Raw genomic sequence first — 26,648 nt, 5'->3', positions numbered from 1 at the left:
CGAAGTGATGAGGCATCTGCCGCCCATCGGGCGACGCGCGCGGGGGGATGTGCGCGCGATTCTGAGGTCATGTTCAGCCACATCGCCGCTTTCATCGTGGGGTGCGAGATCGCGTTCTGGGTCGTGCTCGCGGCCGGGCTCATGTTCCGGTATCTGCTCCGGCTCCGAAGGACGGGCACGGTGCTGCTCGCCCTGATCCCGCTGATCGACGTCGTCCTGCTCGCGGCCGTCGCCGTGGATCTGCACAACGGCGCGGAGGTCGGCTGGGTCCACCGTGTGGCCGGCATCTATCTCGGTGTGAGCGTCGCCTTCGGGCCGAGCGTCGTCCGGTGGGCCGACCGGCGGTTCGCCTACCACTTCGCGGGTGGTGCGAAACCGGAACGCGCTCCGAAGGAAGGCCCGGAGGCCTTCCGCAAGGAATGTGCGGACTTCGGGCGATGGCTGCTCGCGGCCGGGATCAGCGCAGCCGCCGTGCTCGGGCTCGGGTCGACCGTCGCGAACGGCGAACAGGCCTCGGCGCTGTACGGAATCTTCCCCACCCTCGCCACGATCACGGTGATCTGGCTGATCACGGGCCCGGTCTGGGTGCTCGGTAAACAGTGACGACCACACCGCGCCGAGAAATCTCGGGGTGCGCGATGAGTTCTCGCGGGGCGGCCGGTCTGTATCCGTGACACCCACACCGCGCCCGCGCAGGACGGGCCGAACACAGGAGAAACCATGTCGCGCATGCTGTTCGTCAACCTCGCCGTCGAGAACGTCGCCGCCTCCCGTGCATTCTTCGACACGCTCGGATTCACCTTCAACGACATGTTCTGCGACGAGAACACCGCGTGCCTGGAGATCAACGAGCAGACCTACGTGATGTTGCTCGAGAAGCCGCGATTCCGCGACTTCATCAACGACGACATCTGCGACACCACGAAGGCGCGTGAGGCGCTGATGTGCGTCTCGGCCGACAGTCGCGACGCCGTCGACGCGCTCGTCGACGGCGCGATCGCGGCCGGCGGCAGCGAATGGGTGACGACCGGCGCGCAGAAGGCGCAGGAGGAGATGGGGGACTTCGCCCACCAGCGGGCCTTCCGCGACCTCGACGGCCACGTCTGGGAGGTCATGTGGATGGACATGTCGGCTGCGGCGCAGGCCTGGACTCCGGAGGACGCCGAGGAGAACGCCACCGCAGAAGCCTGACCGCGACCGTCAGCGGGCTGCCGGGTCCTCCGGCAGTCCGAATCGCGCGAACAACGCCGTGGTGTCGTCGGAGAAGAAGACGGTGGCGTGCGCGACCCTACCGTCGACGATGTCGAGCACCTGCAGTTGGAAAGGGTGGTGGCGGTCGTCCTCCCCTCGCATGTACAGCCCGAATGCCGGCTGGCCGTTGGCCACGGTGGGAAGCAGCACCTGGTCGCCGGGGCCCTTCGCGGGGCACTTGTGCTTGATGAGGGTGACGATCGCGTCGGGGCCCTGGTACCAGCCCTCGAAGGGCGGCATCTCCCAGACGGCGTCCTGGGTGAGCATCTCGACGAGCGAATCGATGTCGTACTTCTCGAAGCCGTCGATCCAGCGCTGCAGCAACGCCTTGGTCTCGGCGCTGTCGGGTTCGGCGAGGTCGTCGTCGCGGACCTGGGCGTCCTTCAGCTGCGCACGTGCCCGCTGCAGGAGACTGTTGACCGCCGCCGTCGACGTGTCGAGCGCGGCTGCGACCTCGGTGGCGCGCCACTGCAGGACCTCGCGGAGCAGCAGGACCGCGCGCTGACGAGCGGAGAGATGCTGCAGGGCCGCGACGAAGGCGAGGCGGACGGAATCGCGGGAGGCAGCGATGGTGGCGGGATCCGACGGATCGTCGGTGGCGTACCCCGCGGGGAACGGCTCGAGCCACGGCACCTCGGGGCGGGTGACCAGATCGTCGGTGGGATCGGAGCTGGGCGCGCCGAGCCCGGTGGGCAACGGCCGGCGACTGCGGCCTTCGAGCGCCGTCAGGCACACGTTGGTGGCGATCCGGTGCAGCCACGTGCGCAGTGAGGAGCGGCCGCCGAAGTTCTCGTAACCGCGCCAGGCGCGCAGATAGGTCTCCTGGACCAGGTCTTCCGCATCGTGCAGCGACCCGCTCATGCGATAACAGTGGGCGAGCAATTCGCGACGGAACGGCTCGGCGAGTTCCATGAAATCGGTCGACATCGATGTCGAACCGGCAGATTCTTCGAGCAGTTGTTCGGTCATGAGCGCGATACCCCCGGCTGGTCGGACCCGAATCCGCTACCCGTCAGAGAGTAGTCGGGGGCACCGACAGAAGACAGATGATCGCCGGGTCTCGATCGGGGGGCCGGATACAGGTACCGTGCACGAAGTCGCGCCGAGGTGAGCGCGTGGTGGACGGAGTGGGGACAGGTCGTGCACGAGTACACGCTGCGCGAAGGCGTATCCGGAGCGCAGGGTCACAGCAGGCCCGAGCGCAACGGGCCCGTCGGCCCCTTCGCCGACGTCCTTCCACCCGGGGCCCTGGACGTCGAGCGGCCTCCGCTCGACCGGTTCGGGCCGGCCGAGCTCGGACGGGCCGTGGTCGTCGCCGCCGTCCTGATCGCCTTCGTGGTGTGGGCGGTGTTGCGGTGGACCGTCCGGCCCCGGCAGCACAGCGTCGTCGAAGCGGCCGCGCACGGCACCGTCGACGCCTTCGAACATCTCGGGCCGACCTTCGTGAAGCTGGGCCAGCTCATCGCGTCGTCACCCGGACTGTTCCCCGCGGCCCTCGCCGACGCGTGCCTGCGCATGCTCGACGACGTGCCGACCTTCCCTTCCGAGCAGGCCCGCGCGGTGATCGAGGAGGATCTCGGACACCGCATCGACGAGATGTTCGAGTCGTTCGACGATGTGCCGCTCGCCGCGGCGTCCGTGGCCCAGGTGCACGGGTGCGTGCTGCGCGACGGCCGACGGGCCGTGGTGAAGGTGCAGCGACCGGGGATCGCGCACCGCATGCTCGTCGATCTGCGCGCCGCCTACATGGGCGCGAAGCTGCTGCAACTCTTCGAGTTCTTCCGTATCGCGAACACTCCGGGGATCATCCGCGATCTCTACAACGCGACGATGACCGAGCTCAACGCGGCGGTCGAAGCGGATCGTCAGGATCGTTTCCGCCGCAACATCTCCGCGTTCGGCGACAACGCCTACGTCACGGTGCCCGAGGTGTACTGGCAGTGGTGCGGTCCGCGGGTGATCTGCATGGAGCGCCTGCAGGGCAAGCCCGTCGACCGGGTGGTGCCGGGCCAGGACGATCTCGACACCTCCCTGCTCGTGCGCCGCGGAGTGAAGGTGTGGATGGAGGCGGTGCTCTGTCACGGCCCGTTCCACGGCGACGTGCACGCGGGCAATCTCTGGCTGCTCGACGACGGACGCGTCGCGCTGCTCGACTTCGGCATCGTCGGCGAACTGCCCGAGAAGTGGCGCGCGCTGCTGCGGGCGTTGTTCCGCGCGGCCCTGCTCGACGGGGACTTCACGGCGGTCGCGCAGAGTGTGCGGGCGCTCGGTGTCGCCGCCGATCTCGACGTCGACGACGCGGCGGTCGGCCGGCAGGTTGCCGAGATCTTCGGTCCGCTGCTCGGTCAGGACGTGGGGGAGTTGCGGCTCAGCGAACTGATCGGTGCGCTCGTCTCGCTCGGCCGCAAGTGGAACACGTCGACGCCCGAGGAACTCGTGTTGTTCGGGAAGCAGCTCGGATATTTCGAGCGCTACGCGACCGCGCTGGCGCCGGGCTGGGTGCTCGGCCGCGATCCCTTCGTCTTCCGGAACATCTTCCCGGACGAGGTAGCCATAAGAATCGCCGAATCGAACGTGAGCCTGCCCGACTGAGCCACGAGCCCGTTCGGTCTTTACAGGATCCGACCGGCCCCGTAATTTGAACGATCGTTCGACCAAATTATGGTGCGAGCCACACACTGGCTACCGGAAGGACCGCGACCGCAATGGCAACTTCGCAGGACGTCGTACTGAGCACGCGCGACGGAAACGTCGTGACCTGGACGATCAACCTTCCGGAGGCGCGCAACCCGATCTCGGGTGACGACGTCATCGATCGCCTCGTCGAGCTCGCCGAGGAGGCAAACCGCGACATCGACACCCGCGTCGTCATCCTCACCGGCGCCGGATCGGCCTTCTCCGCCGGCGGCAACGTCAAGGACATGGACGAACGTCGCGGCATGTTCGGCGGCAGCCCCCACGCCCTGCGCGAGGGCTACCGTTACGGCATCCAGCGCCTGCCCCGCGCCATCTACCACTGCGAGGTCCCGATCATCGCCGCGGTCAACGGACCGGCCGTAGGCGCCGGCTGCGACCTCGCGATGATGTGCGACATGCGGATCGCCTCGACGAAGGCGTTCTTCGCGGAGAGCTTCGTCAAGCTCGGCATCATCCCCGGCGACGGCGGCGCCTGGCTGCTTCCGCGCGCGGTCGGTGCGGCGCGCGCCGCCGAGATGGCCTTCACCGGCGACCGCGTCGACGCCGCGACGGCCCTCGACTGGGGCATGGTCTCGCAGGTCGTCGAACCCGAGCAGCTCCTCGACGCCGCGAACGCGCTCGCCGCCCGCGTCGCCGTCAACCCCCCGAACGCACTGCGCATGACGAAGAAGTTGCTGCGCGAAGGTCAGCGCGTCGATCTCGACACGCTCCTCGAACTGTCGGCCTCCTTCCAGGCGCTCTCGCACCACACCGAGGACCACCGCGAAGCCCTCTCGGCGTTCCTCGAACGACGCACCGGCGACTTCACCGGCAACTGACCTTCCCCTCTCCTTGCCCCCACACCCCGGAGGACAAGCCATGCAGCGGACGATCTTCACCGAAGAACACGAGCAGTTCCGGAAGATGGTGCGCGACTTCATCGAACGTGAGGTCGCGCCGCATCGCGAGGAATGGGACGAGATGGGTCGCCCGCCCCGCGAATTCTTCCGCCGGCTGGGCGAACTCGGCATCCTGGGGATCCAGGTCCCCGAGGAGTTCGGCGGAGGGGGCGAGTCCGGCTTCAAGTTCAACACGATCGTCTTCGAAGAGGTTGCGCGCGCCGGAGTCTCGTTCGGCTCCTACACCGTGCACGCCTGCCTGATCCTGCCCTACCTGCTCGAGTACGCGACCGAGGAGCAGAAGCAGCGCTGGCTGCCCGGCTTCGCCGACGGCTCGATCATGACCGCGATCGCGATGACCGAGCCCGGCACCGGCTCCGACCTCGCCAACATCGCGACCTCGGCGAAGCTGTCCGAGGACGGCAAGCACTACATCATCAACGGCGCGAAGACCTTCATCACCGGCGGCGTCACCGCCGACCTCATCCTCACGGTCTGCCGTACGAGTCCGTTCGATCCTGAGAACCGCCGCGGCGGCCTGTCGATCATCGCGGTGCCCACCGACACCGAGGGCTTCGCGGTAGGCCGCAAGCTCGACAAGATCGGCCTGCACCAGCAGGACACCGCCGAGCTCTCGTACACCGACGTGAAGGTGCCGGTCGAGAACCTCCTCGGTGAGGAAGGCGCGGGCTTCGGCTACCTCACCCACAACCTGCCGCAGGAGCGTCTGAGCATCGCTCTGAACCAGGTCGGCTTCGCCGAGGCCGCCATCGCCCACGCGATCGCATACACCAAGGAACGCAAGGTCTTCGGCAAGCCCGTCGCTTCGTTCCAGAACACCAAGTTCGTGCTCGCCGAGTGCTCGGCCGAGACCCAGGCCGCGCGTGTCTACGTCGACCACTGCCTCGAACTGCTCGACCGCAAGGAACTGACGGTCGCCGATGCGGCCCGCGCGAAGCTGTTCTGCACCGAGGTCTCCGGTCGCGTCATCGACAAGTGCCTGCAACTGCACGGCGGCTACGGCTACATCACCGAGTATCCGATCGCCCGGCTGTACGCCGATACCCGCGTGACCCGGATCTACGGTGGCACCAGCGAGGTCATGAAGACGATCATCTCCAAGGATCTGGGGCTGTAGGCATGTACCCGGGCCGTTACGCCGCCGTCGCCCCGGATCGGCCCGTCGTGCACGAGGCCGCGACCGGCCGGACGCTCACCTATCGGAAGCTCGAGGACGCGTCCGTCCGGTTCGCGCACTGGCTGCGCGCACACGACGTCGGGAAGGACGACCACATCGCGGTCGTCACCGTCAACGACGCCACTGCGCTCGAACTATACTGGGGGGCAGTTCGTTCGGGTGTCTACGTCACCTTCGTCAACACGCATCTCGCTCCCATCGAGGCGGCCTACCTCGTCGACGACTGCGACGCGAAGGTGCTCGTCGTCTCGGCGCCGCTCGCCGATCTCGCCGAGGCGATCGTGCCGCTCACCCCGAAGGTGACGCACCGTGTCGCCTTCGACGAGAACACCGTCTACCTGTCGCCGGCACCGATCTACCACGCCGCGCTCTTGCGGTACGGCGTGTCGACGCAGGCGCTCGGTGGCCCGGGCACACTCGGCCTGGCGCGCATCTGCGACGAGAACGGCAATCGGCTACCCACCGGCGAGATCGGCACCGTCTACTTCGAGCGGGACGACTTCTCGTTCGAGTACCACACGGATCCGGAGAAGACGGCGTCGACCAGGCACCCCTTCGAGGGCAACTGGTACACGACCGGCGACATCGGATCTCTCGACGAGGACGACTATCTGTTCCTCACCGGGCGCGACAAGTTCACGATCATCTCGGGTGGGGTGAACATCTACCTGCAGGAGATCGAGAACGTCCTCGCGCTGCACCGGTCGATCGCGGATGTCGCGGTGGTCGGCGTGCCGGATGCGGACCGCGGTGAACGTGTCGAAGCGTTCGTGCAGCTCGTCCCCGAGGCAGAGGGATCCGACGACGCCGAGGACGACATCATCGGGTTCTGCCGGGAGCGCCTCTCGCGTTTCACGTGCCCCCGGCACGTGCGGTTCGTCGACGAACTGCCGCGCACGCCGACGGGCAAGATGGTCGAGGGCAGGCTCGGCGAGCTGATCGCGCAGTACGCCGATACCGGAGCGTTGTCGTGAGAGTGCTGTCGCCGAAGCAGCGCGTCTTCATCGAGGCGGGCCGGAAAGAGTTCGTGCGCAACGGATACGGCTCGTCGTCGATCCGGACCATCGCGCAGGAAGCAGGCGTGAGCCTGTCCGCCCTGTACTACCACTACAAGAACAAACAGGATCTGCTGCTGGCGATCCTGCTCGACGGCGTCGACACCTACGACGCGGTCTGTGACGCCGAACTCGCCCGCGCCGGCGACGATCCGGTCGAGCAGATCCGCGCGTTCGTCAAGGGGAACGTCATCTTCCGCACGCAGTTCCCCGAACAGGGTCGCATGATCGCGACGGAGGTGCGCAACCTCGAACCCGAGGGTGCGCGACTGTACGAGGAAGGCCGGCGCGCCGGCCGAAGGCGGATCCGCGACATCATCGATCGCGGTGTCGCACAAGGCGTCTTCACCACGAAGTATCCCGACGACTGCCGCCGATCGATTTTGGCGATGGTCTCGGCTATCGCCAACTGGTATGACCCCGCGGGCCCGGACGACCCGGACGAGATCGCGGAACGCTACGCGGACCTGTCGCTGGCGCTGCTGTGTCCCACCATCACCGGTGGAGAAGGAGATCGACGATGAGTGCACGACTCGTGCCGAGGGCGGGCACCCCCGACCCGGCACTGACGGAACTCCGTGCCGAGGTACGGGCGTTCCTGAAGGAACAGATCGACGCGGGCGTGTTCACGCCGGGCATCGACACCTGGCTGACGCGATGGAACCCCGAGTTCACGCGCGCACTCGCCGCTCGCGGTTGGGTCGGCATGACGATCCCCGTCGAGTACGGCGGACACGGACGCACCTTCATGGAGCGCTTCGTCGTCACCGAGGAACTGCTCGCGGTGGGCGCGCCGGTCGCCGCTCAATGGGTCGCCGACCGTCAGGCCGCACCGTCGCTGCTGAAGTACGGCACCGAGGAACAGAAGAAGCGGTTCCTGCCGGGCATCGCGGCCGGCGAGATCTGCTGGGCCATCGGCATGTCCGAGCCCGACTCCGGATCCGACCTCGCGAGCGTCAAGACGAAGGCCACGCAGGTGGACGGCGGGTGGCGGATCTCCGGCACCAAGCTGTGGACGTCCGGGGCGCACCACGCCGACGCCTTCTTCGGCCTCGCGCGTTCCGCACCGCTCGATCCGGCGCACCGCCACGACGGGCTGAGCCAGTTCATCGTGCTGCTCGACTCCCCGGGCGTGACCATCCGCCCGATCCTGTCGATGTCCGGCGACCACCACTTCAACGAGGTGCTGCTCGACGACGTCTTCGTCCCGGACGACCTGGTGCTCGGACAGATCGGCGCCGGCTGGGAACAGGTGACGAGCGAGCTCGGTTACGAGCGCAGCGGTCCCGAACGTTTCCTGTCGACCTTCGGGGTGCTCGAATCCCTCGTGCACGGTGTGGCCGACGGTAGCGTCGAAGCGGACACCCGCATCGGAGCGACCATCGGACGCATGGCGGGCCTGCACCGCATGTCCACCGCGGTCTCCGAGTCCCTCGAACGTGGCGAGAACGCCGAACTCGCGGCGTCGGTAGTGAAGGTGCTCGGCACGAAGACCGAAGGGGACCTGGCGGATCTCGCCGACGAGGTCGCGGGATACACCGCGGCCGACGCACATCTGGCCGAGCTCGTCCGAGCAGGCGTCATGCAACGACCGGGCTTCACACTGCGCGGCGGCACGAGCGAGATCCTCCGCGGGGTCATCGCACGAGGATTGGGGATGAGATGAGCGGGCAGGACGCACTGCAGTCGACGGAACTGCGCGACTTCGCACAGATGTTGTCCGAGGTGTTCACCTCGGGTGACGACCACCGCATCGGTGAGGTCGTGGAACTCGATCGTGCCCTGTGGAGCACCCTCACCGAGCTCGGCCTCGATCGGCTCACGGGTTCGGAGGAGAGCGGCGGAAGCGGCGCGGGATGGCTCGAGGCCGCCCTGCTGCTCGAGGCCGCCGGCAGCGCTGCTGCTGCCGTGCCGGTGGCCGAGAACGATATGCTCGCGGGCTGGCTCCTCGAGCAGGCGGGCCTCGATGCGGCGCCGGCGGTGCGTACCGCCGCGGTGCTCGACGCCGACGGCCGCGCACGCCACGTGCCGTGGGCCCGGTTCGCGGACTCGATCGTCGTGTTGTGGGAGTCACCGCAGGGATGGCAGGTCGCCGAGGTCGCTCGCGGCGATGTCGAGATCGTCGAGGCCGTGAACCTGGCGGCGGAGCCCCGCGACCACGTGTGCGTCGACCTGTCGGCACTGTCCGGGCGCGACGTTCCGGCGGGCACCGCCGACGAGTTCCGCCACCGGGGCGCGCTCGTCCGTGCGCTGGCCACCGCGGGTGCGATGGATCGGGTTCTCGAGCTCGTCGTCGATCACACCACTGCCCGCGTGCAGTTCGGTCGTCCGCTGGCCAAGTTCCAGGCGGTGCAGGCGCTCGTCGCCGACATCGCCACCGAGGCCTCGCTCGTGCACGCCGCCGCGGATGGTGCGGTCGATGCCGTTCTCGCCGGTGGTTTCGATGACGCGTCGACCCGCTTCGCGATCGCGGCGGCCGCGTCGTGTGCCGGGCATGCGGCGTCGGTCGTCGCCCGAAACGCGCATCAGGCACTCGGCGCGATCGGCTTCACGATGGAACACGAGCTGCATTGGCACGCCAACCGGATCCTGTCGTGGCGCAGCGAATTCGGCACGGTCGCGTCGTGGGATTCCGAACTGCTCGCCGCGGCCGGTGAAGCCGGGGACGTGTGGGCGTTGATCACGGGTGGCCCGGCACGCTGACGAGCACGAGACATGTCGGTGCATGCTTCAACGCGGTCTTATCGATGTCGTTCACAGGGGCGAGGACTGCACACCACGCGTCCCGGGATCTTCGAACCAGTAGCAGTGACAGTTCACGCCACCGGGGATCTCCCCGGCATCTCCGCAGCGTGGGACGGGGGCGAACCACTGCTGGTACCGGCCGGATTCGGATCGGATTTCGCCCGCGCAGCACCGACCCGTCGACGCAGAGCAAGGGTGACCGTCACGGCTTGCCAGAAGAGAATGCCGACCAGAATCGACAGGGCGAACGCCAACCAGGGATGGTCCTCTCGCAGCGGCAGATACACCTGGAAGTGCGTCAGGTAGATGTAGAGCGACGCGCTCGCCAGCACCCCTGCGATCCGGCTCAGCACAGGTGGGCAGGGAACGGACTCGAGCCACACCAGCAGGCCCAGCCCACCGATGACGAGAAGTTCTCGCTGGAGATCACCCGAGAAGTATCCGGGCACCGTGGCTGCGATCACCGCCGTGACGATCATTCGGTGCCACACGGTCGTCGACGTAGCGGCAGCCCAGCCCAGGGCGAACAACCAGAAGACCATCGACGCGCTCAGAATCAGATTGTTGCCGTCCCCGAGCTCGATCACGCGGTAGCGGGGGAGCAGACCCACACCCACCAAGGCCATCGCGAACCAGAACGAGTGCCTGCGCTCAACACGGTCGATGAGCGGGATGGACAACACCGCGATGACTACGAGCAGGATGTACACGATCGCTTCGATGAACCAGTACCGCCATTCGGGCGTCCACCCGTCGGGGCCGAGAATGCCGTTGAGCAACAACGCACTGGTCACGAGATAGTCCCCGGTCAGTGCGATCACGACGCCGAGCCACACCATGCTGGGTACGGCAATTCGGGCGACGCTGCCCAGGACATGTCGCACCCGTTCGGTACGGGGAGTGGCGAGATGAAAGCGTGCGAAGTTGTATCCGGCGACCCCCAGCAGCACATGCGCGCCGCCGAGAACCCCGAACAACCGGATGTGCGAACCGACGATCAGCACGATCGCAACAGCGCGGAGCAGCACGTTGGTCTCGACCGCCCGCCACCATCGTCGCCGGGGCGTAGGCACGAAATCCTTGATCGCGGTGGTGTGCCAGTTCTGGGGTAGATAGCCGAGCATGCGCTCGAGCCGCAGAGACATCTGCACATAGGACAGCGAGTCGCCGCCCAGGCTCACGAACGAGCTGTCGTCGGTGACCTGCCCACTGTGCAGCACCTCGGCATACAGGGTCCGCAGGGCGGCCGTGTCCACGACGGTGCTCTCTGCCTCGGGTGAATCGGGCGTCGCGTGGTGCACGAGCTCGGCCACTGCCCGAAGGTCGGGTTTGCCCGTGCCGGTCCGCGGAAGCTCGTCGACGAGACACACCCGCACGGCCGCGACGGGAAGACCACAGGCCCGTGCGCTCGCGGACCGGATCGCCTCGAGATCGCTCGCACCCTCGACCGCCACGATCATGTCGTCCGTCCCGCCGACACAGCATGCCGTCAGTCCCTGTTCGGCGAGGGTCGACTCGACCTGCTGCAGGTCGATCCGTAGCCCGAAGATCTTGACGAAACGGCTGCGTCGGCCCACCACCTCGTACACGCCGCCGTCGATCTGCCGCGCGAGGTCGCCGGTCCGCAGTTCACCCTCGAGGACGTCCCCGAGACCCAGATCCTCGGGCGTGTGCGCGTAGCCGAGCATTACGTTCGGCCCCGTGTAGATCAGTTCACCGGTGCCGTCCGGAGCGTCCGGTATCGGCTCGAGCCGGAAGGATCCACCGGGAACAGCTCGTCCGATCGACTGCGGATAGTCGGAGGCGAGTTCCGGAGGCAGGTACGCCATCCGTGCGGTCGCCTCCGTCTGCCCGTACATGACGAAGAAATCCCAGCCCCGCTCACGGCCCGACTGCGTATAGGCGCGGACCCGATCCGGTGAGAGTCGACCGCCGGCCTGGGTGATGTAGCGCAGGTCGGGTAGGTCCAGTTCGTCGAATCCGAACCGATCGAGCAGATCGAACGTGTAGGGCACGCCGGCGAAGCTGGTGCCGCGGTGGTCTCGGAACAGCTCCCAGAACGCCGGGTCGGTCACCGAGCGGCTCGTGAGGATCACTGCGGCTCCGCGCAGTAGGTGGCTGTGGATGACAGAGAGCCCGTAGCAGTAATGCATCGGCAGCGTCGTCACTGCCCGGTCGGTACTACGGATGTCGAGGTACTCCGCGATCGACTCTGCATTGGACTGCACGTTGCGATGGGACAGGCGGACGAGTTTCGGGGAGCCCGTCGAGCCGGAGGTGCTCAGCAGCAGCGCCAGGTCGGGGTGCAGTACATGCGCAGAACCGTCACCCCGTTCCTCGATCGTCACGGTCCCGTCGATACTGCGCACCACCACGTCGGGTCGGTATGCGGCGATCAGGCCTTCGAAGGCTGCGGGGTGGTCGCCCGGCGCCAGCAGAACCGGATGTCCGGCGAGTAGGGCTGCAAGGTAGACGACAAGAACATCGATCTCGTTGGCACCTGCGATCAACACCAGTCGGCGGGTGTTGCCCAGCCGGGCAGTTGCCCGATGGACTCGGTCGGCCAGGTCGCTGTAGGTGACGGTTTCCTGCTGGGTGATCAAGGCTGGGGCGTCACCGAAGTCTTCCAGATGGAGGACGAAACGCACGCGAGGATGTTCCTTGCGGAAGAACGGGCTGAGCACCGATAGAGTGTAAGGGCTGCCAAACCTGACAACCGAGGGCTTGAATTGGCCTTTACCACCACCTTATGGGGTTCGCCCCCCACACACATGTCGCCGCGGTCGTGGGTGGATCCGATGCTGCAGTCGTGTCCGAGGTGTTGCGACGCGCGCACGTGGCGGGCGCGCACTGCTACAGCAGTCGGTTGCACGCCGGCCGGACGCCGTCACGCGCCCCTTGCTGTGATCAGGCAGCGGGTGCTGTGCCCGCGTCGCAGGGTGCGGCATCGGCTGTGACGTCGAGGCCGGGAGCGAGGATGTCGAGCAGCATGCGCACCTGGCGTGTGGGTGCGACGACGTGGAAACGGCCGGGCCGGATGTGAACGGCATCGGCGAGCATCGAGGCGACCTCGGAGTACATGAAGGTCACCTCGGACAGGTCGACGACGACGTGGTCGCCCGAGTGTGCGAGGTCGCCGAGAGTGGAGGCGAACTCCGCTCGGGCGGTCATGTCGAGATCTCCCTTCGCCCGCAGGACGCTGCAGCGACGGGAGGGCGAGTGGACATCGAGACGGTAGCGCGGTGCTCGGGCGACCGTCTCTGCACCGACTCGTGAGAGTGCGCCGGTGTGGGTGACGATCCTGCGGGTGGTGCTCGTACGTGTGCTCATTGCGGTCTCCTGTCGGCGTGGATTTCGTGCCGTCCGGTGCGGGCTGGATCACGAGCAGACGGTCGGCCTGCTGGGGTCGTGGTGAGAACGTCGGGGTCCGGTGAGAACTCGCCTCGGGCTTGCACAGAGCCTGTCCGACGGATGTCGCTTCGCCACCACCCGTTCCATAACGGAACGATAACGAAACATCACGGTTCTGTAACGTAGGCGTTCGGAGCTGCGAAAATATCCTATGTTCCTGGCTCCGTCGGCCCGAGCGGACGATCGGTGGCCGGAGATGGGATGCTGGATCCATGAGCGCTGTTCCTGCCGACGCTGCCGCCGACGCGGAGGCCGCGTTCGGCGGCCTCGTCGTGGAGACGGAGCTCGCCCCCATCCATCGGCTCGGCAGCGGTGCGCTGTCCGCCGTCGAACTGCAACTGCGTGGTCCGGAAGGATCATCGTTGCACGATGCGACCGCTCTGAGCGAGGCCGCCCGGGCGATGCATCAGAAGTCGGAACTGGACCGGATCAAGTGGCGCAGGGCCGGACGGCAAGCCGAGTCGGCGGTTCCGCATCTGGTGACCGTCGATCTCGATTCGCTCGACGAACTCGGCGCGCTCGGGGATCGAGGGGGCCCGACCACGGTCGCTCTCATCACCGAGCAGGCGCTGATCGCCGCCCCTGCCAGGACGCTGCGCACCATTGCGGCGGCGCGCACCGCCGGCATGCTCGTCGCGGTGGACGGTGTGGGAGCGCGTGCTCAGGCCCTCGCGCTGCTGCCGCTCGTCGAACCGGATGTGATCATCACGTCGCCGGCCCTGATCGCGCGTGCGGCCGACGCCTCGACGGCGAGGATTGCCCACGCCGTCGCCGCGTACATCGAATCCAGCAGCGCGGTCGTCATCGCGCAGGGCGTCGATTCGGAACTGCATCGCCGCCGCGCTCTGGGATTGGCCGCCGAATACGGAATGGGCGCGCTGTATCCGACAGTCGGATCGACCGGGGATGCCGCGCAAGCGGATTCGGATGTCGAACCGATATCGCTGCGTCCGCGACGGGCCGTTCCCGGCGGCCCCGAACTCACTCCCTTCGCTCTGGCGTCCGAAGGACGCAGACGCACAAGTAGTTTCAAGCGACTTCTGGTGTCGATGAGCAAGCTGCTCGAGACCAACGCGGTGGGAGCCGGACCGGAGACGATCGTGCTCGGCACCTTCCAGCGCGCCGAGCACTTCACCCCGACCTCCCGGGTTCGATGGGCGCAGCTCGCCGAGCAGGTCGCCTACACCGGGGTCTACGGCGTCGGAATCGATCCCTACGTCGACTCCGCGGTACACCACGCGCCGTTGGACCCGAACGATCCGATCGTCGACGAATGGAACGTCGTCGTCCTCGGTCCGCACTTCGCGTGCGTACTCGCCGCGCTCGACATGCACACCGACGCAGCGGATCTCGACCGCGAGTTCCGCTACGTGCTGTCCTACGACCGCGGCACCGTGATCCGGTGCGCCCACAGCATCCTGGCGCGTTTCGAGGGGTGACCCGAGGGAGAGCGGCTCAGGACGAGGGTGGGACCTCCAAGGGGACCGGTCGGGGACGGGACAGGGTCGCGCGCGCCGCGCGGGCGACGGCCTCCCGGTCGTAGGAGACGACGTACTCGAACTCCCGCTCGCCGCCGGCCGTTCGACGGTGCAGGTCGAGGGCAGAGAGCGCGCACGCGAACGACTCTCCCAGGAGGATGACGTTCCACTCGTCGACGAGGGGATCGTGCGGCTCGATCGGGACGAGGTCCGGGCCCGAGGTGCTCGTGCCGAACCCGACCGCGAAGACCGCGACGTGCGCGAGGGTGTCGGCCATCGACAGCCATCGTCTGCGTGCGGCCCCGGTGAAGTGGTCGTGGTGCTGGAAGGTGCCGAGGGCGATCGTGTCGGGTCCGGCCTCCCCGGCTCGCGCCTCGAGGTCGGCGCTCATGGACACGAGCAGACCCTTGCCGCTCCGCACGCGTTCCCGACCGGCAGACAGGATGCGGAAGGGCGCGGCGGTCGCGTCGTCGAGCGGCGCACTCCAGGTGGGTTCACGGAACAACCCTCCGCGCGGCGACGAAGGGCCGGCTTCACCCTCCGCAACGTGTAGTGCTGTACCGCAACCGAAATCGATACCGTGGGCGAGGGCCGCCTCGCGATGAAGGTCGGAGTCGACGCCCTCGGCGAGAGCGACGGAGTTCGTGCGCTCGCAGTGGGCCCGCAACGACAGCAGGGTAGTGGCGGCCCGCAGGTCGGATGCGACGAGCGCCTCGGCCGGTACGACGACCACCTCCGGCTCGACCAGAGCCAGGACGACCGTGGCGCGGGACGCCGATTCCGCGATGCGTACCGCCACGGCGAATCCGCGCTCGCGCACAGCGGCGATCCGGTGCAGGACCGTCGGGGGATCGGCGAACACCTCGTGCTCGTCGACCAGTGCGACGGCATCGCGTCCGGCCACCGGCCTGTGCGCGAGGTCGGTCAACGGCATCACAGCCGCGACGACCGTGTCGTCCACGAGGTCGTGGATCGTGCTCGCGTGCATGACGTGCCGCCTTCCCGCATCACGCGGCGGTCCGTCCGCCGAGCATCACGCCGGACGCGCGCAGGCTCGCAGGATCCGGGGCGTCGTCCGTTGCGGACATCCTGCCAGCCGCCACGTCGGTCACGTCGACGGGATCACCGCAGATACAGGCGGACCTTGTCGATCTCGTTGCGCAGCAGGTCGATCTCCTCGGCGGTGGGATCCTCGGTCAGCGTCAGCTCGTCGGAGACCTTCAGATCCCAGCCGGTGGCGGCGCGGACCTGGTCGACGGTGACACCGCGGTGGATGCTGGTCAGTTCGAGTTCGTCGAAGGAATCTTGCCGCGACAGCACGCCCAGACTGGTGAACACCTTCGTCACCCCGCGGCCGCGGGGCATGATGCCGACGCCCGCCTCACGGGCGCGCACCGGGCTCGGGGTCGTGCAGAAGTCCAGTTCGGCGGGGAAGGCACTCGGATCGTGGCGTCGCATGATCACGAACACCTCGCCGGCGTTGGGCATGATCTCGACGGCTCCGCCGCCGCCGGCCAGGCGCACGGTGGGCTTGTCCCAGTCGCCGATGATGCTGGTGTTGAGGCTGCCGTCGCGGTCGATCTGCGCCGCCCCGAGGAACCCGACGTCGACGTTGCCGCCTTGGAGCACGTACCCGAACAGCGACGCCATGGACACCACGGATTCGGCGCCGGAGACCACGACGGAGTCGGCGATGCCCTCGGCCATCGCCTCGGGGTGCGCACCACAGACCCCGGATTCGTAGATCAGCTCGACGTCGGGGTTCGACGTGCGGGCGGCGAGGTCGACGGCGAGGGTGGGCAGACCCACCCCGGCGAAGACCCGGGCCTTGCCGGCCAGGGCCCGCGCGGCGACGGAGACGATCAGTTCGGTGGTGGAGAAGGTTTCGGCGGTGGTCACTTTCGGCTCCCGTAGTCGACGGTCCCGGAGGGGCGCGGCGCGACCTCGAGGTCGGCCCAGTACTCTTCGCCCAGTTTCTCGAGGTATTCGGCGTGATCGGCGGTGGTGAGGACCCATTCCTTCAACCAGGTGCGCAGTTGCTGGGGGTCCTTGCTGATCGCGGTCCATCGGCGGTAGAACGCGCAGTCGCGGTCGTAGTAGCCCTGCGCGTAGGAGGGGTGCGCTCCGCGCGGGCTCAGGACCACCGCGTCCACCGCGTGCGAGGGGACGAGGGTGCGGCTGGGATCGGAGCGGATCACGTCGTCGTCGACGATCTCTTCGACCACCACGATGGCCTTCTTCGCAGCGTAGACCGCTTCCTGCTGCACACCGGCGATGCCCCAGATCTGGACATTGCCGGAGCGGTCGGCGCGCTGCGCGTGGATGATCGTCACGTCCGGGTTCAGCGGAGGCACGACGTAGACGCTGCCGCCGCTGAAGGGATCCTCGACGAGCCGGATGTTCGGGTTGATCTTCGGCAGGTCGCTGCCGGCATACGAGCGCAGCGGGAAGAAGGGCAGCCCGGCCGCGCCGGCCTGGTAGCGGCAGACCATGCCGTAGTGGCTGTACTCCTCGACCTCGAGTGCGACGGGGTCGTGGCTCTCGATGCGCCGGCGGATCTCGTACAGCGACCCGGCCGAGCCGCTGGCGAAAAACGAGGCGACGAGCTTCGACACGCAGTCGGCGGCGATGAGCTGATCGGAGATGATGTCGGGGGTCATGCGGCACAACGTCAGGTCGCGCCTGCCCTGCCGGATGATCTCGTGCGCCGCCGCGAACGGGATGAGGTGCGAGAAACCCTCGAGGGCAACGGTCATGCCGTCCTCGACATAGGTGGCGATCGCCTCGCGCAGGGTCATGAGTTTGTCCGGCATACCGGTCGTCCTCCGTGTGGTCGGTAATTCGGTGTCGGATATCAGGCGCCCGCAGGCGCAATAATCGACGGGTGGAGATCCAGCAGGTGAAGGCGTTCCTGGCGGTGGCGGAGGAACTGCATTTCGGTCGCGCGGCGCAGCGGCTGCACATGGCCCAGCCGCCGCTCAGCCGCACGATCCGCAGGCTCGAGAAAGAACTCGGAGCCGAACTCTTCGAACGCAACACCCGCAGCGTGCGGTTGACGGAGAGCGGTCGCGCGCTCGTGGAGCCGGCCCGGAACATCCTCGACGCCTGCCGGCTGGCCGAGATGGCGGTGACCGCCGCGGGGTCGGGCCAGACCGGCAGGGTCCGTATCGGTTTCGCCGGTTCGTCCTCGCACTATCTCGTGGGCCGGTGGGCGAAGCTCGTGCGGCGCACTCATCCCGGTATCGAATTCGTGCTCGACAGTTCGGCGTACGCGAGCGAGGCGCTCAACAAGCTGGCCGCGGGCAAGCTCGACATCGGCATCGTGCGCCTGTTGTTCTTCCCACCGGGGATCGCGTCGCGCGTCGTGGCCCGAGAGAACCTCGTCGTGGCGCTGCCCAAGGAGCACCCGCTCGCCGACCGTGAGCAGGTCCGGCTCGAGGACCTCGCGCACGAGGCGTGGGTGATGCTGCCCGCCGAACCCGGATCGATGCTGCGCGAGCTGTTGCTCCGTATCGCCCACGACGTCGGATTCACGCCCAGAATCGTTCAGAGCGCCCCGGATTCGCTGTCGCTGATCGCCCTGGTCTCGGCCGGGGTGGGATGTTCGATGACGGTTTCGTCGGTCGCAGCGAACGTCATCAACCCCGAGGTCGTGTTCGTTCCTCTCGCAGATCATCCCGAGCCGCTCGACGTGCGGCTCGTGTGGCGGGAGGACGACGACAGTGCCGCGCTGCGGGAGGTTCTCCGCCTCTCCGAGGAAGCGCTGCCGACTCCGGATTGACCGGGGCCGGCCGGCGACTGCGCCGGCCGGCCCCGAGTGCGAGCGATCCGTCCTAGGCATGGACGCGATCTCGTGGGGTGTCGTCGGTTCCCGGAGTACGGCGGTCGTGCTCGGCCGCCTCCGACTGCTCGAGGGCGAGTTCGTCGGCGTCGGACTTCTCGGCGACCGAGGGTGCCTTCGGATCGTATCCGGTGCGCTCGAGCAGTGCCAGGGTGCACACGAGGGAAACCGCTGCGTAGCAGGCCGCCGCGATGGCCACGCCGGTGACGTCACCGGACGAGTTGAGCAGGTACTGGGCGAGAACCGGGGTGCCACCACCGACGATCAGCGAGCACAGCTGGTAGGCGAGCGACAGGCCCGAGTACCGAATGTTTGCCGGGAAGGCGCGGGCCAGGATGCCGGCGATCGCGCCGTAGAACATCGAGTGCGGAATCGTCGCGAGGCACATACCCATCACGGCGACCGCGAAGGTCTCGGTGCGGATCGCGAAGAACATCGCCGGCATGAGGAACAGCTCCGGGACGATCATCAGGAGCATGGCCCTGCGCATGTCGATTTTCGACACCAGCACGGCACCGAACGGCTGCACGATGAACTGCACGACGAGGGCGATGGCGATGATCGCGAGGAAGGTGCCGCGCTCGTAACCGAGTTCGCTCGTCGCCCACGACAGCGCGAAGGTGTTCTTGAAATAGGTCACCTGGGCGAGGGGCAGTGCACCGGCGCCGAGCAGGACCAGGACCCAGTGCTTGCGCAGCACTTCCTTGATCGGGAGCTTGACGGTCTTCTTGCGTGCCAGAACGGCTTTCATCGCGTCCGATTCCTCGAGCTCGAGGCGGATCACCATGCCTATGACGACCAGCACGCCCGACAGCAGGAACGGGATACGCCAGCCCCACATCATGAACTGCGGGGTGGGCAGCGCTGCGAGGAAGAAGAAGGCCATCGTCGACAGCAGGTTGCCGGCGGGCGAACCCTGCTGCGCGAACGCCGAATACAGGATTCCCTTGCCCTTCGGGGCGTTCTCGCTGGCGATGAGGACGGCGCCGCCCCATTCGCCGCCGACCGCGACGCCCTGCACGATGCGCAGGAAGACCAGCAGGACCGGCGCCCACATTCCGATCTGCGCGTAGGTGGGGAGCAAACCGATGCCCACCGTCGCGATGCCCATCATGACGAGCGTGATGACGAGGGTGTTCTTGCGTCCGAGGCGGTCTCCGAGATGGCCGAAGATGACGCCACCGAGTGGGCGGGCGAGGAAGCCGGCCCAGAGGGTGACGAACGCGAGGAGGGTCGCGACACCGCTCGAGAGTTCGTCCGAGAAGAAGACCTGGCCGAACACCAGCGCGGCGGCCGTGCCGTAGATGTAGAAGTCGTACCACTCGATGGTGGTGCCGATGAAGGAGGCGATACCGGCCTTGCGGGCCTTCCTCGCGATCTCCTGATCGGTGGGTGTGGACGAACTCATGCGCCCTCCGTCTGCTACGCCCCGGACGAGGCGGGTGGAATGTGGTCTGCGTCTCAACAGAGAGCGGCAGGGCTCGGCTTTCCAGTCCAATACCCAATAGGACCCGAATCGATACCGCAGAGGTATTACTGGGGAGTCCGTGTTCGTCCTGGTAGACATGCAGCGACGCCGGATGGGGGAACCGCGAACGCGAAAGGACATCAGGTGACGAGCGACCGAACCGATCGGACCGAGGTGGAGGTTTCTGCCGGCCTGCCGCTGGAGGGCATCACTGTGGTGAGCCTCGAACAGGCGGTCGCCGCGCCCCTCGCGACGCGCCGTCTCGCAGACCTCGGAGCCCGTGTCGTCAAGGTCGAACGCGTCGGCGACGGCGACTTCGCGCGCGCCTACGACGGTGCCGTGCACGGCCTGGCCGCACACTTCGTCTGGCTCAACCGCGGCAAGGAATCGTTCGCGGTGGATCTCAAGGCTCCCGAGGGCATCGATGCGGTGAAGGCGCTGATCCGCGGTGCGGACGTCTTCTTGCAGAATCTCGCTCCCGGCGCGGTGGAGCGTCTCGGACTCGGTGCCGACGACCTGCGTGCCGACCACCCGGAACTGGTGGTGGTCAACATGTCCGGTTACGGCACCGACGGACCGATGCGCGACCGCAAGGCCTACGACATGCTCGTGCAGTCCGAGACCGGCCTGTGCTCGATCACCGGCACGCCCGAGACTGCGGTGAAGACGGGCATCCCCACCTCGGACATCGCCGCGGGCATGTATGCGCTCACCTCCATCCAGGCGGCGCTGTTGCGCCGGCACCGCACGGGCGTCGGCGCGACGATCGACGTGTCGATGTTCGACGCGACCGCCGAATGGCTCGGTTATCCGATGTACCTGCAGATGTATCAGGGGCGGCAGGTGCCGCGGATGGGTCTGTCGCACACGTCGATCGCGCCGTACGACAAATACCCCACCTCGGACGGCGAGATCCTCATCGGCGTGCAGAACGATCGGGGCTGGCGCACGCTCACCGATGTGCTCGGCATGCCCGAACTGGGCGATGATCCGCGCTACGCCACCAATCTCGAGCGGGTGCGTCGCCGCGAGGACGTCGATGCGCTGGTCGGGCAGGCCACCAAGCAATTCACCAGTGCGGAGCTCGACGGCAAGCTCGCCGACGCCGGTGTGCCGGCCGCGCAGCTGCGGGATCTGCGCGGGCTCATCGAGCACCCCCAGCTCTCGACGCGCGATCGCTGGCGTGAGGTGCAGACCGAGGCGGGGACGGTGCGTGGCATCCTGCCGCCGATGAACTTCCGCGACGTCGAACTGCCGATGGGCGCGGTGCCGGGGCTCGGTCAGCACACCGACACGGTGCTCGCCGCTCTCGGGCTCACCGACGAGCAGATCGCGGGCCTGAAGAAGGCCGGCATCGTCGGCTGATCCGCCCCGCTGGTCCGCCCGGCCTCGCCCGTTCGCCAAATGTGCGGCCATAGCTTCCGGTGCTTATAGGTATCCGAAGCGACTGCCATCGTCGATTCTGATGGATCCGCGCTGCTCAAGGATTGACGATCCCCGCCGGGTACCGAAAAATGGCCGTACAAACACTCGTTCGACGAGTGCGGGTCCGCGATGACCCGATGGGCAAGGAGGCGGCGATGTACGGATCCGGCGACCGTGACTGGGTGGTCGCGGCGCGGTGCCGCGGGGTGGACACGTCGATGTTCTTCCCTCAGCCCGAGGACGGCCGTGGTGCGGTGCTCCGGGCCGAGCGGCAGGCGAAGGAGGTCTGTCGCTCCTGTCCGGTGATCGACGCGTGCCGAGCGCACGCCGTGCGCACCGGAGAGACGCACGGCGTGTGGGGCGGCATGAACTACGCCGAACGGCGAGCCTTCGAACGTGCGATGAAACTCGGTCGCCTCCAGTCGGTCTGAGGCTGTCAGTCGACATTGGTGACGGGGATCAGACCACCGGTGACGGAGGCGCCCGCATCGGAGATCAGGAACTCGATGACCTTCGCGATGTCGGCCGGCTTCGACCAGCGGCTCGTGTCGGCGTCGGGCATCGCGGCGCGGTTGGCCGGGGTGTCGATGACGACGGGCAGCAGCGCGTTGACGCGGATGTGGTCGTCGCGGTACTCGAGCGCCATCGTCTCGACCAGCGCCGACACCGCAGCCTTGGAAGCGATGTAGGGGGCGCCGCCCGGGAAGGGGTTGAGCGTCGCGGCGGTGGAGATGCAGACGATCGATCCACCGCCGCGGCGGATCAGGTGGGGCAGCGCCGCCTGGCTGACGGAATAGGCGGTGCGCAGGTTGAGATCGAGCTGGGAGTCGAGGACCTCGATCGGGGTTTCGTGCACCCGCGGTCCCGAGGCGAAGCCGCCGACGAGGTTGACGACGCCGAACAGGGGAGCGTCGGGATCGTCGCACGCCAGGTTCAGGGCGTCCTCGAGCTGCTGCTCGTCGGAGACGTCGGCCTGGACGAGTTGGAGGTTCGGATGCATGCCCACGCGCTCGAGCTCGTCACGGACCAGCCACGGCACCACGACCCGCCATCCGGTGTCGAGGAGATGTTTCGTCACGGCGCTGCCGAGGCCGCCGGTGCCACCACTGACCAATACGGTGCGAGCCATCTGCCTGTATCCCTTTCGAGCGAGCCGTCTGCCGTGCTCCAACCGTACGTCGGTGCGCGAGAGGAACGATACCGCAGATCGGAAATGATGTTCTTTTTTGGTGGGTGGGACGGACGGCCCCTGAGCTGCAGTGACGGGTGGATGTGCTGCCCGCTGAACGACTTCGTACGAAGATCATGACGAACAAACGACGCAAAGTGGAAGGACGGTCGATGACCGACATCGAGGCAGAATTCGTTCACATCGGAGGTCTGCGCGCCTATCTGGCCAGGCCGCTCGGCGGTGCCACCGGAGGAATGCTGCTGCTGCCCATGATCACCGGCATCGACGCCCAGGTCCGCGAGTACGCGCACGACATCGCCGGAACCGGTGTGACCGCGCTCGTCTGGGATCCCTGGCACGGACCGAGCGCCGACGACACCTCGCGCGAGGAACTCGTGGAGTTGATGCGGGGCCTCGACGACGAGAAGTGCGTCGCGGAGATGGCGACCCTGCTCGACCATGCTTTCGGTGAGCTGCGCCTGGAGAAGGTCGGCGTGATCGGATGGTGCCTCGGCGGACGCCTCGCCCTGATCCTCGGCGCCCGCGACACGCGGGTCGCGAATGTCGTGGCCTACCACCCGTCGATCGCGGTGCCGCCCGCCCCGAACCACACGATCGACGCCGTCGAACAGGCAGGTCGCGTCGCTGCACCCGTCATGGTGCTGCACGCCGGCGCCGACACGATCATGAGCGCCGAGACCTTCGCGAACCTGCAGGCGACGCTGCAACAGCGCGAGACCGGCGCGACCATCACCCACGTCTACCCGGGCGCCGAACACGGTTTCTCCTCCCGCGACCGGCACGGCAATCCCGTCAACGCCGACGCCTACGCCGTGTCGTGGCCCCAGGCGTTGAGCTTCATCGGCGACACCGTCCGCTCCTGACGCGTTCGCTACAAAGTTGGCTTTCCGCTGCGGTGATTGCCGGCAATTGCTGTAGCGGAAAGCCGATCTTGTAGCGGATGAGCAGAATTTTCGGGAGAAACGGTTGCACATGCGCGCGTGAGGGCCACGATGGAGCGCATGGCGTCGAGCGCGAAACTCGAACAGGTCGTCATCCGCATCGCCGGCGACTCCGGCGACGGCATGCAACTCGCCGGTGACAGGTTCACCGCCGAGGCGGCGGCCTTCGGCAACGACCTTGCCACACAACCCAACTTCCCCGCCGAGATCCGCGCACCTCAGGGCACTCTTCCCGGGGTCTCGAGCTTCCAGATCCAGATCGCCGACCACGACATCCTCACCGCCGGCGACCGGCCCGACGTGCTGGTCGCGATGAACCCGGCGGCCTTCAAGGCCAACGTCGGCGACCTGCCCCGAGGCGGCACCGTCATCGTGAACAGCGACGAGCTCACCAAACGGAACCTGAGCAAGGCGGGCTACGACGCCGATCCGCTCGGCACCGACGCGGTGGAGCACCTGACCGTCCACGCCCTGCCGATGAGCACGCTCACCGCTGGAGCCGTCGAACCCGCCGGCGTCGGCAAGAAGGATGCGCAGCGCTCGAAGAACATGTTCGCGCTCGGTCTCCTGTCGTGGATGTACGGGCGGCCGATCGCGCCGGTCGAGACGTTCCTCGAGCGCAAGTTCGCGTCGAAGCCCGACATCGCGCACGCGAACGTCCTCGCCCTGCGCGCCGGCTGGAACTACGGGGAGACCACCGAGACGTTCGCCACGACCTACGAGGTGGCCCGCGCGTCGCTGCCACCCGGCACGTATCGGCAGATCACCGGCAACACCGCCCTCGCCTACGGTCTCGTCGCGGCGGGTCGCGCGGCGGGGATGGACGTCTTCCTCGGTACCTACCCGATCACCCCGGCCTCCGACATCCTCCACGAACTGAGCAGGCTCGAACGGTTCGGCGTGCACACCTTCCAGGCCGAGGACGAGATCGCGGGTATCGGCGCTGCGATCGGCGCGTCCTACGGCGGCGCGCTCGGCGTCACCAGCACGTCGGGCCCGGGGATCGCCCTGCAATCCGAGGCCATCGGTCTGGCGGTGATGACCGAACTGCCGCTGATCGTCGTCGACGTCCAGCGTGGTGGACCGTCCACGGGTCTTCCGACGAAGACCGAACAGGCCGACCTGATGCAGGCGATGTTCGGCCGCAACGGCGAATCGCCCGTCGCGATCGTCGCTCCGCAGTCACCCGCCGACTGCTTCGACGCCGCACTCGAAGCCGCGCGCATCGCCATCACCTACCGCACCCCGGTCATGCTGTTGTCCGACGGTGCGATCGCCAACGGATCCGAACCGTGGCGGATCCCCGACATCGACGACCTGCCCCGCATCGATCCGCGCTTCGCCGCGTCGCCGGGTGACGACGATCCCGGCTACCTGCCCTACGCCCGCCACGCCGACACCCTCGCGCGCGACTGGGCGATACCCGGCACCGCAGGTCGCGAGCATCGGATCGGCGGACTCGAGAAGGCCGACGGCACCGGCGACATCTCGTACCACCACACCAACCACGAGCTGATGACCCGACTGCGGGTCGCGCGGGTGGCCGGCATCGACGTCCCGGATCTCGACGTCGACGACCCCACCGGCGACGCCGAGGTGCTCGTGCTCGGCTGGGGTTCGTCGTACGGGCCGATCGGGGAGGCCGTGCGTCGCGCCCGGCGAGCGGGGCATGTCGTCGCCCGCGCGCACCTCCGGCACCTGGCGCCGATGCCGAAGAATCTCGGCGACGTGCTCGGCCGCTACCGGCGCGTGCTGGTCCCGGAGATGAACCTCGGTCAGCTGTCCTTCCTGCTGCGGTCGCGGTTCGATGCCGACATCCAGCCGGTGACGAAGGTATCCGGCATGGCGTTCCGCGCCGACGAACTCCACGACGCCATCGAAGCCGAGTTCGCCGGAACACTCGCCGACACCGAACGATCCCGGACGCCGGCCGCGGTCGCCTCGTCGACGAAACTCGACCCGACAGCAGAGAGGGCACGAGCATGACCGGACTCCTCGGCCACGATCTCGGACTCCGCCCGCACACCGACGCACTCGACGGTGTGCCCCGGACGGACGACCCGCAGAAGGCGAAGGACTTCACGTCCGACCAGGAAGTGCGGTGGTGTCCGGGTTGCGGCGACTACGTCATCCTCGCGACGGTCCGCAGCCTGCTGCCCGAATTGGGTGTCCGGCGTGAGAATATCGTGTTCGTCTCCGGTATCGGATGCTCGTCGCGCTTCCCCTACTATCTCGACACCTACGGTGTGCACTCGATCCACGGACGCGCCCCGACACTCGCGACCGGTCTGGCGGTGACGCGTCCGGATCTGTCGGTGTGGGTCGTGACCGGCGACGGCGACGCCCTGTCGATCGGCGGCAACCATCTCGTCCACGCCCTGCGTCGCAACGTGAACATGCGGATCCTGTTGTTCAACAACCGGATCTACGGCCTGACCAAGGGGCAGTACTCGCCGACCTCGGAGGTCGGCAAGGTCACCAAGTCCTCACCCGGTGGATCGGTCGACGCGCCGTTCAACACCCTGTCGCTCGCGCTCGGCGCCGAGGCGTCCTTCGTCGCACGTGCTCTCGACTCCGATCGCGCCGGACTGACGGAGGTCCTGCGCGCGGCGGCACACCATCGCGGTGCGGCCTTCGTCGAGATCCTGCAGGACTGCCCGATCTTCAACGACGGCTCGTTCGACGTGTTGCGCAAGGACGAAGCGCCGTCGCACCTGATCCCGCTGCGGCACGGCGAACCGATCATCTTCGGCGTCGACGACGAGCTATGCGTCGTCCGAAAGGGTTTCGGTCTGCGTGTGGTGCAGCGCTCCGAGGTGGACGCCGCCGACATCGTCGTGCACGACGCGCACACCGACGACCCCGAATACGCGTACGCGCTGTCGCGGCTGTCGGACCAGGACCTCCGTTACGTCGTCACGGGGATCGTGCGGCAGGTCGGGCGGACGACCTACGACGACGCGGAGCGCGCTCGGGTGCGGACCGCGCGGGAGTCCGGCACCGCCGACCTGCAGCAGTTGCTGCGGGGCGACAACACGTGGACCGTGCCCTGATGCCCGTATTCGCTA

The 26,648-nt window shown here is 67.6% G+C and carries 24 protein-coding genes; 16 read left to right on the top strand and 8 right to left on the bottom strand.

Annotation, left to right across the window (positions count from 1 at the left end; genetic code table 11):
* Positions 1-69 precede the first annotated feature (69 nt).
* Positions 70-603, top strand: a complete 534-nt coding sequence (locus BO226_RS17370) for a hypothetical protein (RefSeq protein ID WP_071935801.1) — start codon at positions 70-72, stop codon at positions 601-603.
* Positions 604-720: 117 nt separating this feature from the next.
* A complete protein-coding gene (locus BO226_RS17365; protein WP_071935800.1) occupies positions 721-1,191 on the top strand; it encodes a VOC family protein in 471 nt (156 codons plus the stop codon).
* A 9-nt stretch (positions 1,192-1,200) separates the two neighbouring features.
* Here BO226_RS17365 and BO226_RS17360 read toward each other — a convergent pair whose 3' ends face one another.
* The gene (locus tag BO226_RS17360; RefSeq protein WP_071935799.1) at positions 1,201-2,220 is read right to left on the bottom strand and encodes a sigma-70 family RNA polymerase sigma factor; all 1,020 of its coding nucleotides are present in this window, start codon (positions 2,218-2,220) and stop codon (positions 1,201-1,203) included.
* A gap of 186 nt (positions 2,221-2,406) precedes the next feature.
* Between BO226_RS17360 and BO226_RS17355 the strand changes: the two genes are divergently transcribed.
* From BO226_RS17355 to BO226_RS17325, 7 genes are all read left to right on the top strand, one after another.
* Positions 2,407-3,843 carry an ABC1 kinase family protein gene (locus BO226_RS17355; protein WP_071936504.1) on the top strand — a complete coding sequence of 479 codons (1,437 nt, stop codon included), beginning with the start codon at positions 2,407-2,409 and terminating at the stop codon, positions 3,841-3,843.
* A gap of 113 nt (positions 3,844-3,956) precedes the next feature.
* Entirely contained in the window at positions 3,957-4,766 is an 810-nt protein-coding gene (locus BO226_RS17350) for a crotonase/enoyl-CoA hydratase family protein (protein ID WP_024102104.1), read from the top strand.
* 40 nt (positions 4,767-4,806) lie between these two features.
* Positions 4,807-5,964: an acyl-CoA dehydrogenase family protein gene (locus tag BO226_RS17345; RefSeq protein WP_006553733.1), complete on the top strand. Its 1,158-nt coding sequence runs from the start codon at positions 4,807-4,809 to the stop codon at positions 5,962-5,964.
* Positions 5,965-5,966: 2 nt separating this feature from the next.
* The gene (locus BO226_RS17340) at positions 5,967-6,998 is read left to right on the top strand and encodes an AMP-binding enzyme (RefSeq protein WP_071935798.1); all 1,032 of its coding nucleotides are present in this window, start codon (positions 5,967-5,969) and stop codon (positions 6,996-6,998) included.
* Positions 6,995-7,603: a TetR/AcrR family transcriptional regulator gene (locus tag BO226_RS17335; protein WP_232237984.1), complete on the top strand. Its 609-nt coding sequence runs from the start codon at positions 6,995-6,997 to the stop codon at positions 7,601-7,603. The genes BO226_RS17340 and BO226_RS17335 overlap by 4 nt, the downstream gene beginning before the upstream one ends.
* On the top strand, positions 7,600-8,745 hold the full coding sequence (locus tag BO226_RS17330; protein WP_071935796.1) for an acyl-CoA dehydrogenase family protein: 1,146 nt from the start codon (positions 7,600-7,602) through the stop codon (positions 8,743-8,745). The genes BO226_RS17335 and BO226_RS17330 overlap by 4 nt, the downstream gene beginning before the upstream one ends.
* The gene (locus tag BO226_RS17325; protein WP_071935795.1) at positions 8,742-9,782 is read left to right on the top strand and encodes an acyl-CoA dehydrogenase family protein; all 1,041 of its coding nucleotides are present in this window, start codon (positions 8,742-8,744) and stop codon (positions 9,780-9,782) included. Before BO226_RS17330 ends, BO226_RS17325 begins: the two co-directional genes overlap by 4 nt.
* Positions 9,783-9,895: 113 nt before the next feature.
* Here BO226_RS17325 and BO226_RS17320 read toward each other — a convergent pair whose 3' ends face one another.
* Positions 9,896-12,508: an AMP-binding protein gene (locus tag BO226_RS17320; RefSeq protein WP_039958456.1), complete on the bottom strand. Its 2,613-nt coding sequence runs from the start codon at positions 12,506-12,508 to the stop codon at positions 9,896-9,898.
* A 223-nt stretch (positions 12,509-12,731) separates the two neighbouring features.
* The gene (locus BO226_RS17315; RefSeq protein WP_064256113.1) at positions 12,732-13,154 is read right to left on the bottom strand and encodes an STAS domain-containing protein; all 423 of its coding nucleotides are present in this window, start codon (positions 13,152-13,154) and stop codon (positions 12,732-12,734) included.
* 293 nt (positions 13,155-13,447) lie between these two features.
* On the opposite strand from BO226_RS17315, the gene BO226_RS17310 reads away from it, so the two are divergent.
* Positions 13,448-14,674, top strand: a complete 1,227-nt coding sequence (locus BO226_RS17310) for an EAL domain-containing protein (protein WP_064256114.1) — start codon at positions 13,448-13,450, stop codon at positions 14,672-14,674.
* Positions 14,675-14,690: 16 nt separating this feature from the next.
* Here BO226_RS17310 and BO226_RS17305 read toward each other — a convergent pair whose 3' ends face one another.
* The 3 genes from BO226_RS17305 to BO226_RS17295 all read right to left on the bottom strand — a co-directional run bounded on the left by BO226_RS17305 (position 14,691) and on the right by BO226_RS17295 (position 17,526).
* Complete coding sequence (locus BO226_RS17305) at positions 14,691-15,701, bottom strand: DICT sensory domain-containing protein (RefSeq protein ID WP_083543677.1); 1,011 nt, start codon at positions 15,699-15,701, stop codon at positions 14,691-14,693.
* A 134-nt stretch (positions 15,702-15,835) separates the two neighbouring features.
* Positions 15,836-16,612: a CoA-transferase subunit beta gene (locus BO226_RS17300; protein ID WP_071935794.1), complete on the bottom strand. Its 777-nt coding sequence runs from the start codon at positions 16,610-16,612 to the stop codon at positions 15,836-15,838.
* Positions 16,609-17,526: a CoA transferase subunit A gene (locus BO226_RS17295; protein ID WP_006553722.1), complete on the bottom strand. Its 918-nt coding sequence runs from the start codon at positions 17,524-17,526 to the stop codon at positions 16,609-16,611. Before BO226_RS17295 ends, BO226_RS17300 begins: the two co-directional genes overlap by 4 nt.
* 71 nt (positions 17,527-17,597) lie before the next feature.
* Here BO226_RS17295 and BO226_RS17290 point away from each other — a divergent pair, with 71 nt between their 5' ends.
* Positions 17,598-18,494 (top strand): LysR family transcriptional regulator, encoded by an 897-nt coding sequence (locus BO226_RS17290; RefSeq protein ID WP_024102093.1) that lies wholly within the window; start codon positions 17,598-17,600, stop codon positions 18,492-18,494.
* A 52-nt stretch (positions 18,495-18,546) separates the two neighbouring features.
* Here BO226_RS17290 and BO226_RS17285 read toward each other — a convergent pair whose 3' ends face one another.
* Positions 18,547-19,962, bottom strand: a complete 1,416-nt coding sequence (locus tag BO226_RS17285; RefSeq protein WP_071935793.1) for an MFS transporter — start codon at positions 19,960-19,962, stop codon at positions 18,547-18,549.
* Between the two features lie 204 nt (positions 19,963-20,166).
* On the opposite strand from BO226_RS17285, the gene BO226_RS17280 reads away from it, so the two are divergent.
* The gene (locus BO226_RS17280) at positions 20,167-21,387 is read left to right on the top strand and encodes a CaiB/BaiF CoA transferase family protein (protein ID WP_071935792.1); all 1,221 of its coding nucleotides are present in this window, start codon (positions 20,167-20,169) and stop codon (positions 21,385-21,387) included.
* A gap of 176 nt (positions 21,388-21,563) precedes the next feature.
* Positions 21,564-21,878 carry a WhiB family transcriptional regulator gene (locus tag BO226_RS17275; RefSeq protein WP_425607480.1) on the top strand — a complete coding sequence of 105 codons (315 nt, stop codon included), beginning with the start codon at positions 21,564-21,566 and terminating at the stop codon, positions 21,876-21,878.
* A 5-nt stretch (positions 21,879-21,883) separates the two neighbouring features.
* Here BO226_RS17275 and BO226_RS17270 read toward each other — a convergent pair whose 3' ends face one another.
* Positions 21,884-22,576 (bottom strand): SDR family NAD(P)-dependent oxidoreductase, encoded by a 693-nt coding sequence (locus tag BO226_RS17270; RefSeq protein ID WP_024102090.1) that lies wholly within the window; start codon positions 22,574-22,576, stop codon positions 21,884-21,886.
* Positions 22,577-22,788: 212 nt separating this feature from the next.
* Here BO226_RS17270 and BO226_RS17265 point away from each other — a divergent pair, with 212 nt between their 5' ends.
* From BO226_RS17265 to BO226_RS17255, 3 genes are all read left to right on the top strand, one after another.
* Positions 22,789-23,502 carry a dienelactone hydrolase family protein gene (locus BO226_RS17265; protein ID WP_071936502.1) on the top strand — a complete coding sequence of 238 codons (714 nt, stop codon included), beginning with the start codon at positions 22,789-22,791 and terminating at the stop codon, positions 23,500-23,502.
* 129 nt (positions 23,503-23,631) lie between these two features.
* A complete protein-coding gene (locus tag BO226_RS17260) occupies positions 23,632-25,566 on the top strand; it encodes a 2-oxoacid:acceptor oxidoreductase subunit alpha (protein ID WP_071935791.1) in 1,935 nt (644 codons plus the stop codon).
* Entirely contained in the window at positions 25,563-26,633 is a 1,071-nt protein-coding gene (locus BO226_RS17255; protein ID WP_064256118.1) for a 2-oxoacid:ferredoxin oxidoreductase subunit beta, read from the top strand. Before BO226_RS17260 ends, BO226_RS17255 begins: the two co-directional genes overlap by 4 nt.
* Positions 26,634-26,648: the final 15 nt, after the last annotated feature.

It is taken from the genome of Rhodococcus sp. 2G (assembly GCF_001886355.1).
GTDB classification, from domain to species: domain Bacteria; phylum Actinomycetota; class Actinomycetes; order Mycobacteriales; family Mycobacteriaceae; genus Rhodococcus; species Rhodococcus pyridinivorans.
The sequence above is the reverse complement of the archived record's forward strand: the minus strand, read 5'-3'. Positions and strand labels throughout refer to the sequence as shown.

Coding starts and splice junctions, on each gene's coding strand:
- BO226_RS17360 (WP_071935799.1), bottom strand. CDS start 2,220: ATGACCGAACAACTGCTCGAAGAATCTGCCGGTTCGACATCGATGTCG.
- BO226_RS17260 (WP_071935791.1), top strand. CDS start 23,632: ATGGAGCGCATGGCGTCGAGCGCGAAACTCGAACAGGTCGTCATCCGC.
- BO226_RS17340 (WP_071935798.1), top strand. CDS start 5,967: ATGTACCCGGGCCGTTACGCCGCCGTCGCCCCGGATCGGCCCGTCGTG.
- BO226_RS17255 (WP_064256118.1), top strand. CDS start 25,563: ATGACCGGACTCCTCGGCCACGATCTCGGACTCCGCCCGCACACCGAC.
- BO226_RS17345 (WP_006553733.1), top strand. CDS start 4,807: ATGCAGCGGACGATCTTCACCGAAGAACACGAGCAGTTCCGGAAGATG.
- BO226_RS17310 (WP_064256114.1), top strand. CDS start 13,448: ATGAGCGCTGTTCCTGCCGACGCTGCCGCCGACGCGGAGGCCGCGTTC.
- BO226_RS17350 (WP_024102104.1), top strand. CDS start 3,957: ATGGCAACTTCGCAGGACGTCGTACTGAGCACGCGCGACGGAAACGTC.
- BO226_RS17370 (WP_071935801.1), top strand. CDS start 70: ATGTTCAGCCACATCGCCGCTTTCATCGTGGGGTGCGAGATCGCGTTC.
- BO226_RS17365 (WP_071935800.1), top strand. CDS start 721: ATGTCGCGCATGCTGTTCGTCAACCTCGCCGTCGAGAACGTCGCCGCC.
- BO226_RS17285 (WP_071935793.1), bottom strand. CDS start 19,962: ATGAGTTCGTCCACACCCACCGATCAGGAGATCGCGAGGAAGGCCCGC.
- BO226_RS17315 (WP_064256113.1), bottom strand. CDS start 13,154: ATGAGCACACGTACGAGCACCACCCGCAGGATCGTCACCCACACCGGC.
- BO226_RS17265 (WP_071936502.1), top strand. CDS start 22,789: ATGACCGACATCGAGGCAGAATTCGTTCACATCGGAGGTCTGCGCGCC.
- BO226_RS17330 (WP_071935796.1), top strand. CDS start 7,600: ATGAGTGCACGACTCGTGCCGAGGGCGGGCACCCCCGACCCGGCACTG.
- BO226_RS17295 (WP_006553722.1), bottom strand. CDS start 17,526: ATGCCGGACAAACTCATGACCCTGCGCGAGGCGATCGCCACCTATGTC.
- BO226_RS17270 (WP_024102090.1), bottom strand. CDS start 22,576: ATGGCTCGCACCGTATTGGTCAGTGGTGGCACCGGCGGCCTCGGCAGC.
- BO226_RS17305 (WP_083543677.1), bottom strand. CDS start 15,701: ATGCACGCGAGCACGATCCACGACCTCGTGGACGACACGGTCGTCGCG.
- BO226_RS17325 (WP_071935795.1), top strand. CDS start 8,742: ATGAGCGGGCAGGACGCACTGCAGTCGACGGAACTGCGCGACTTCGCA.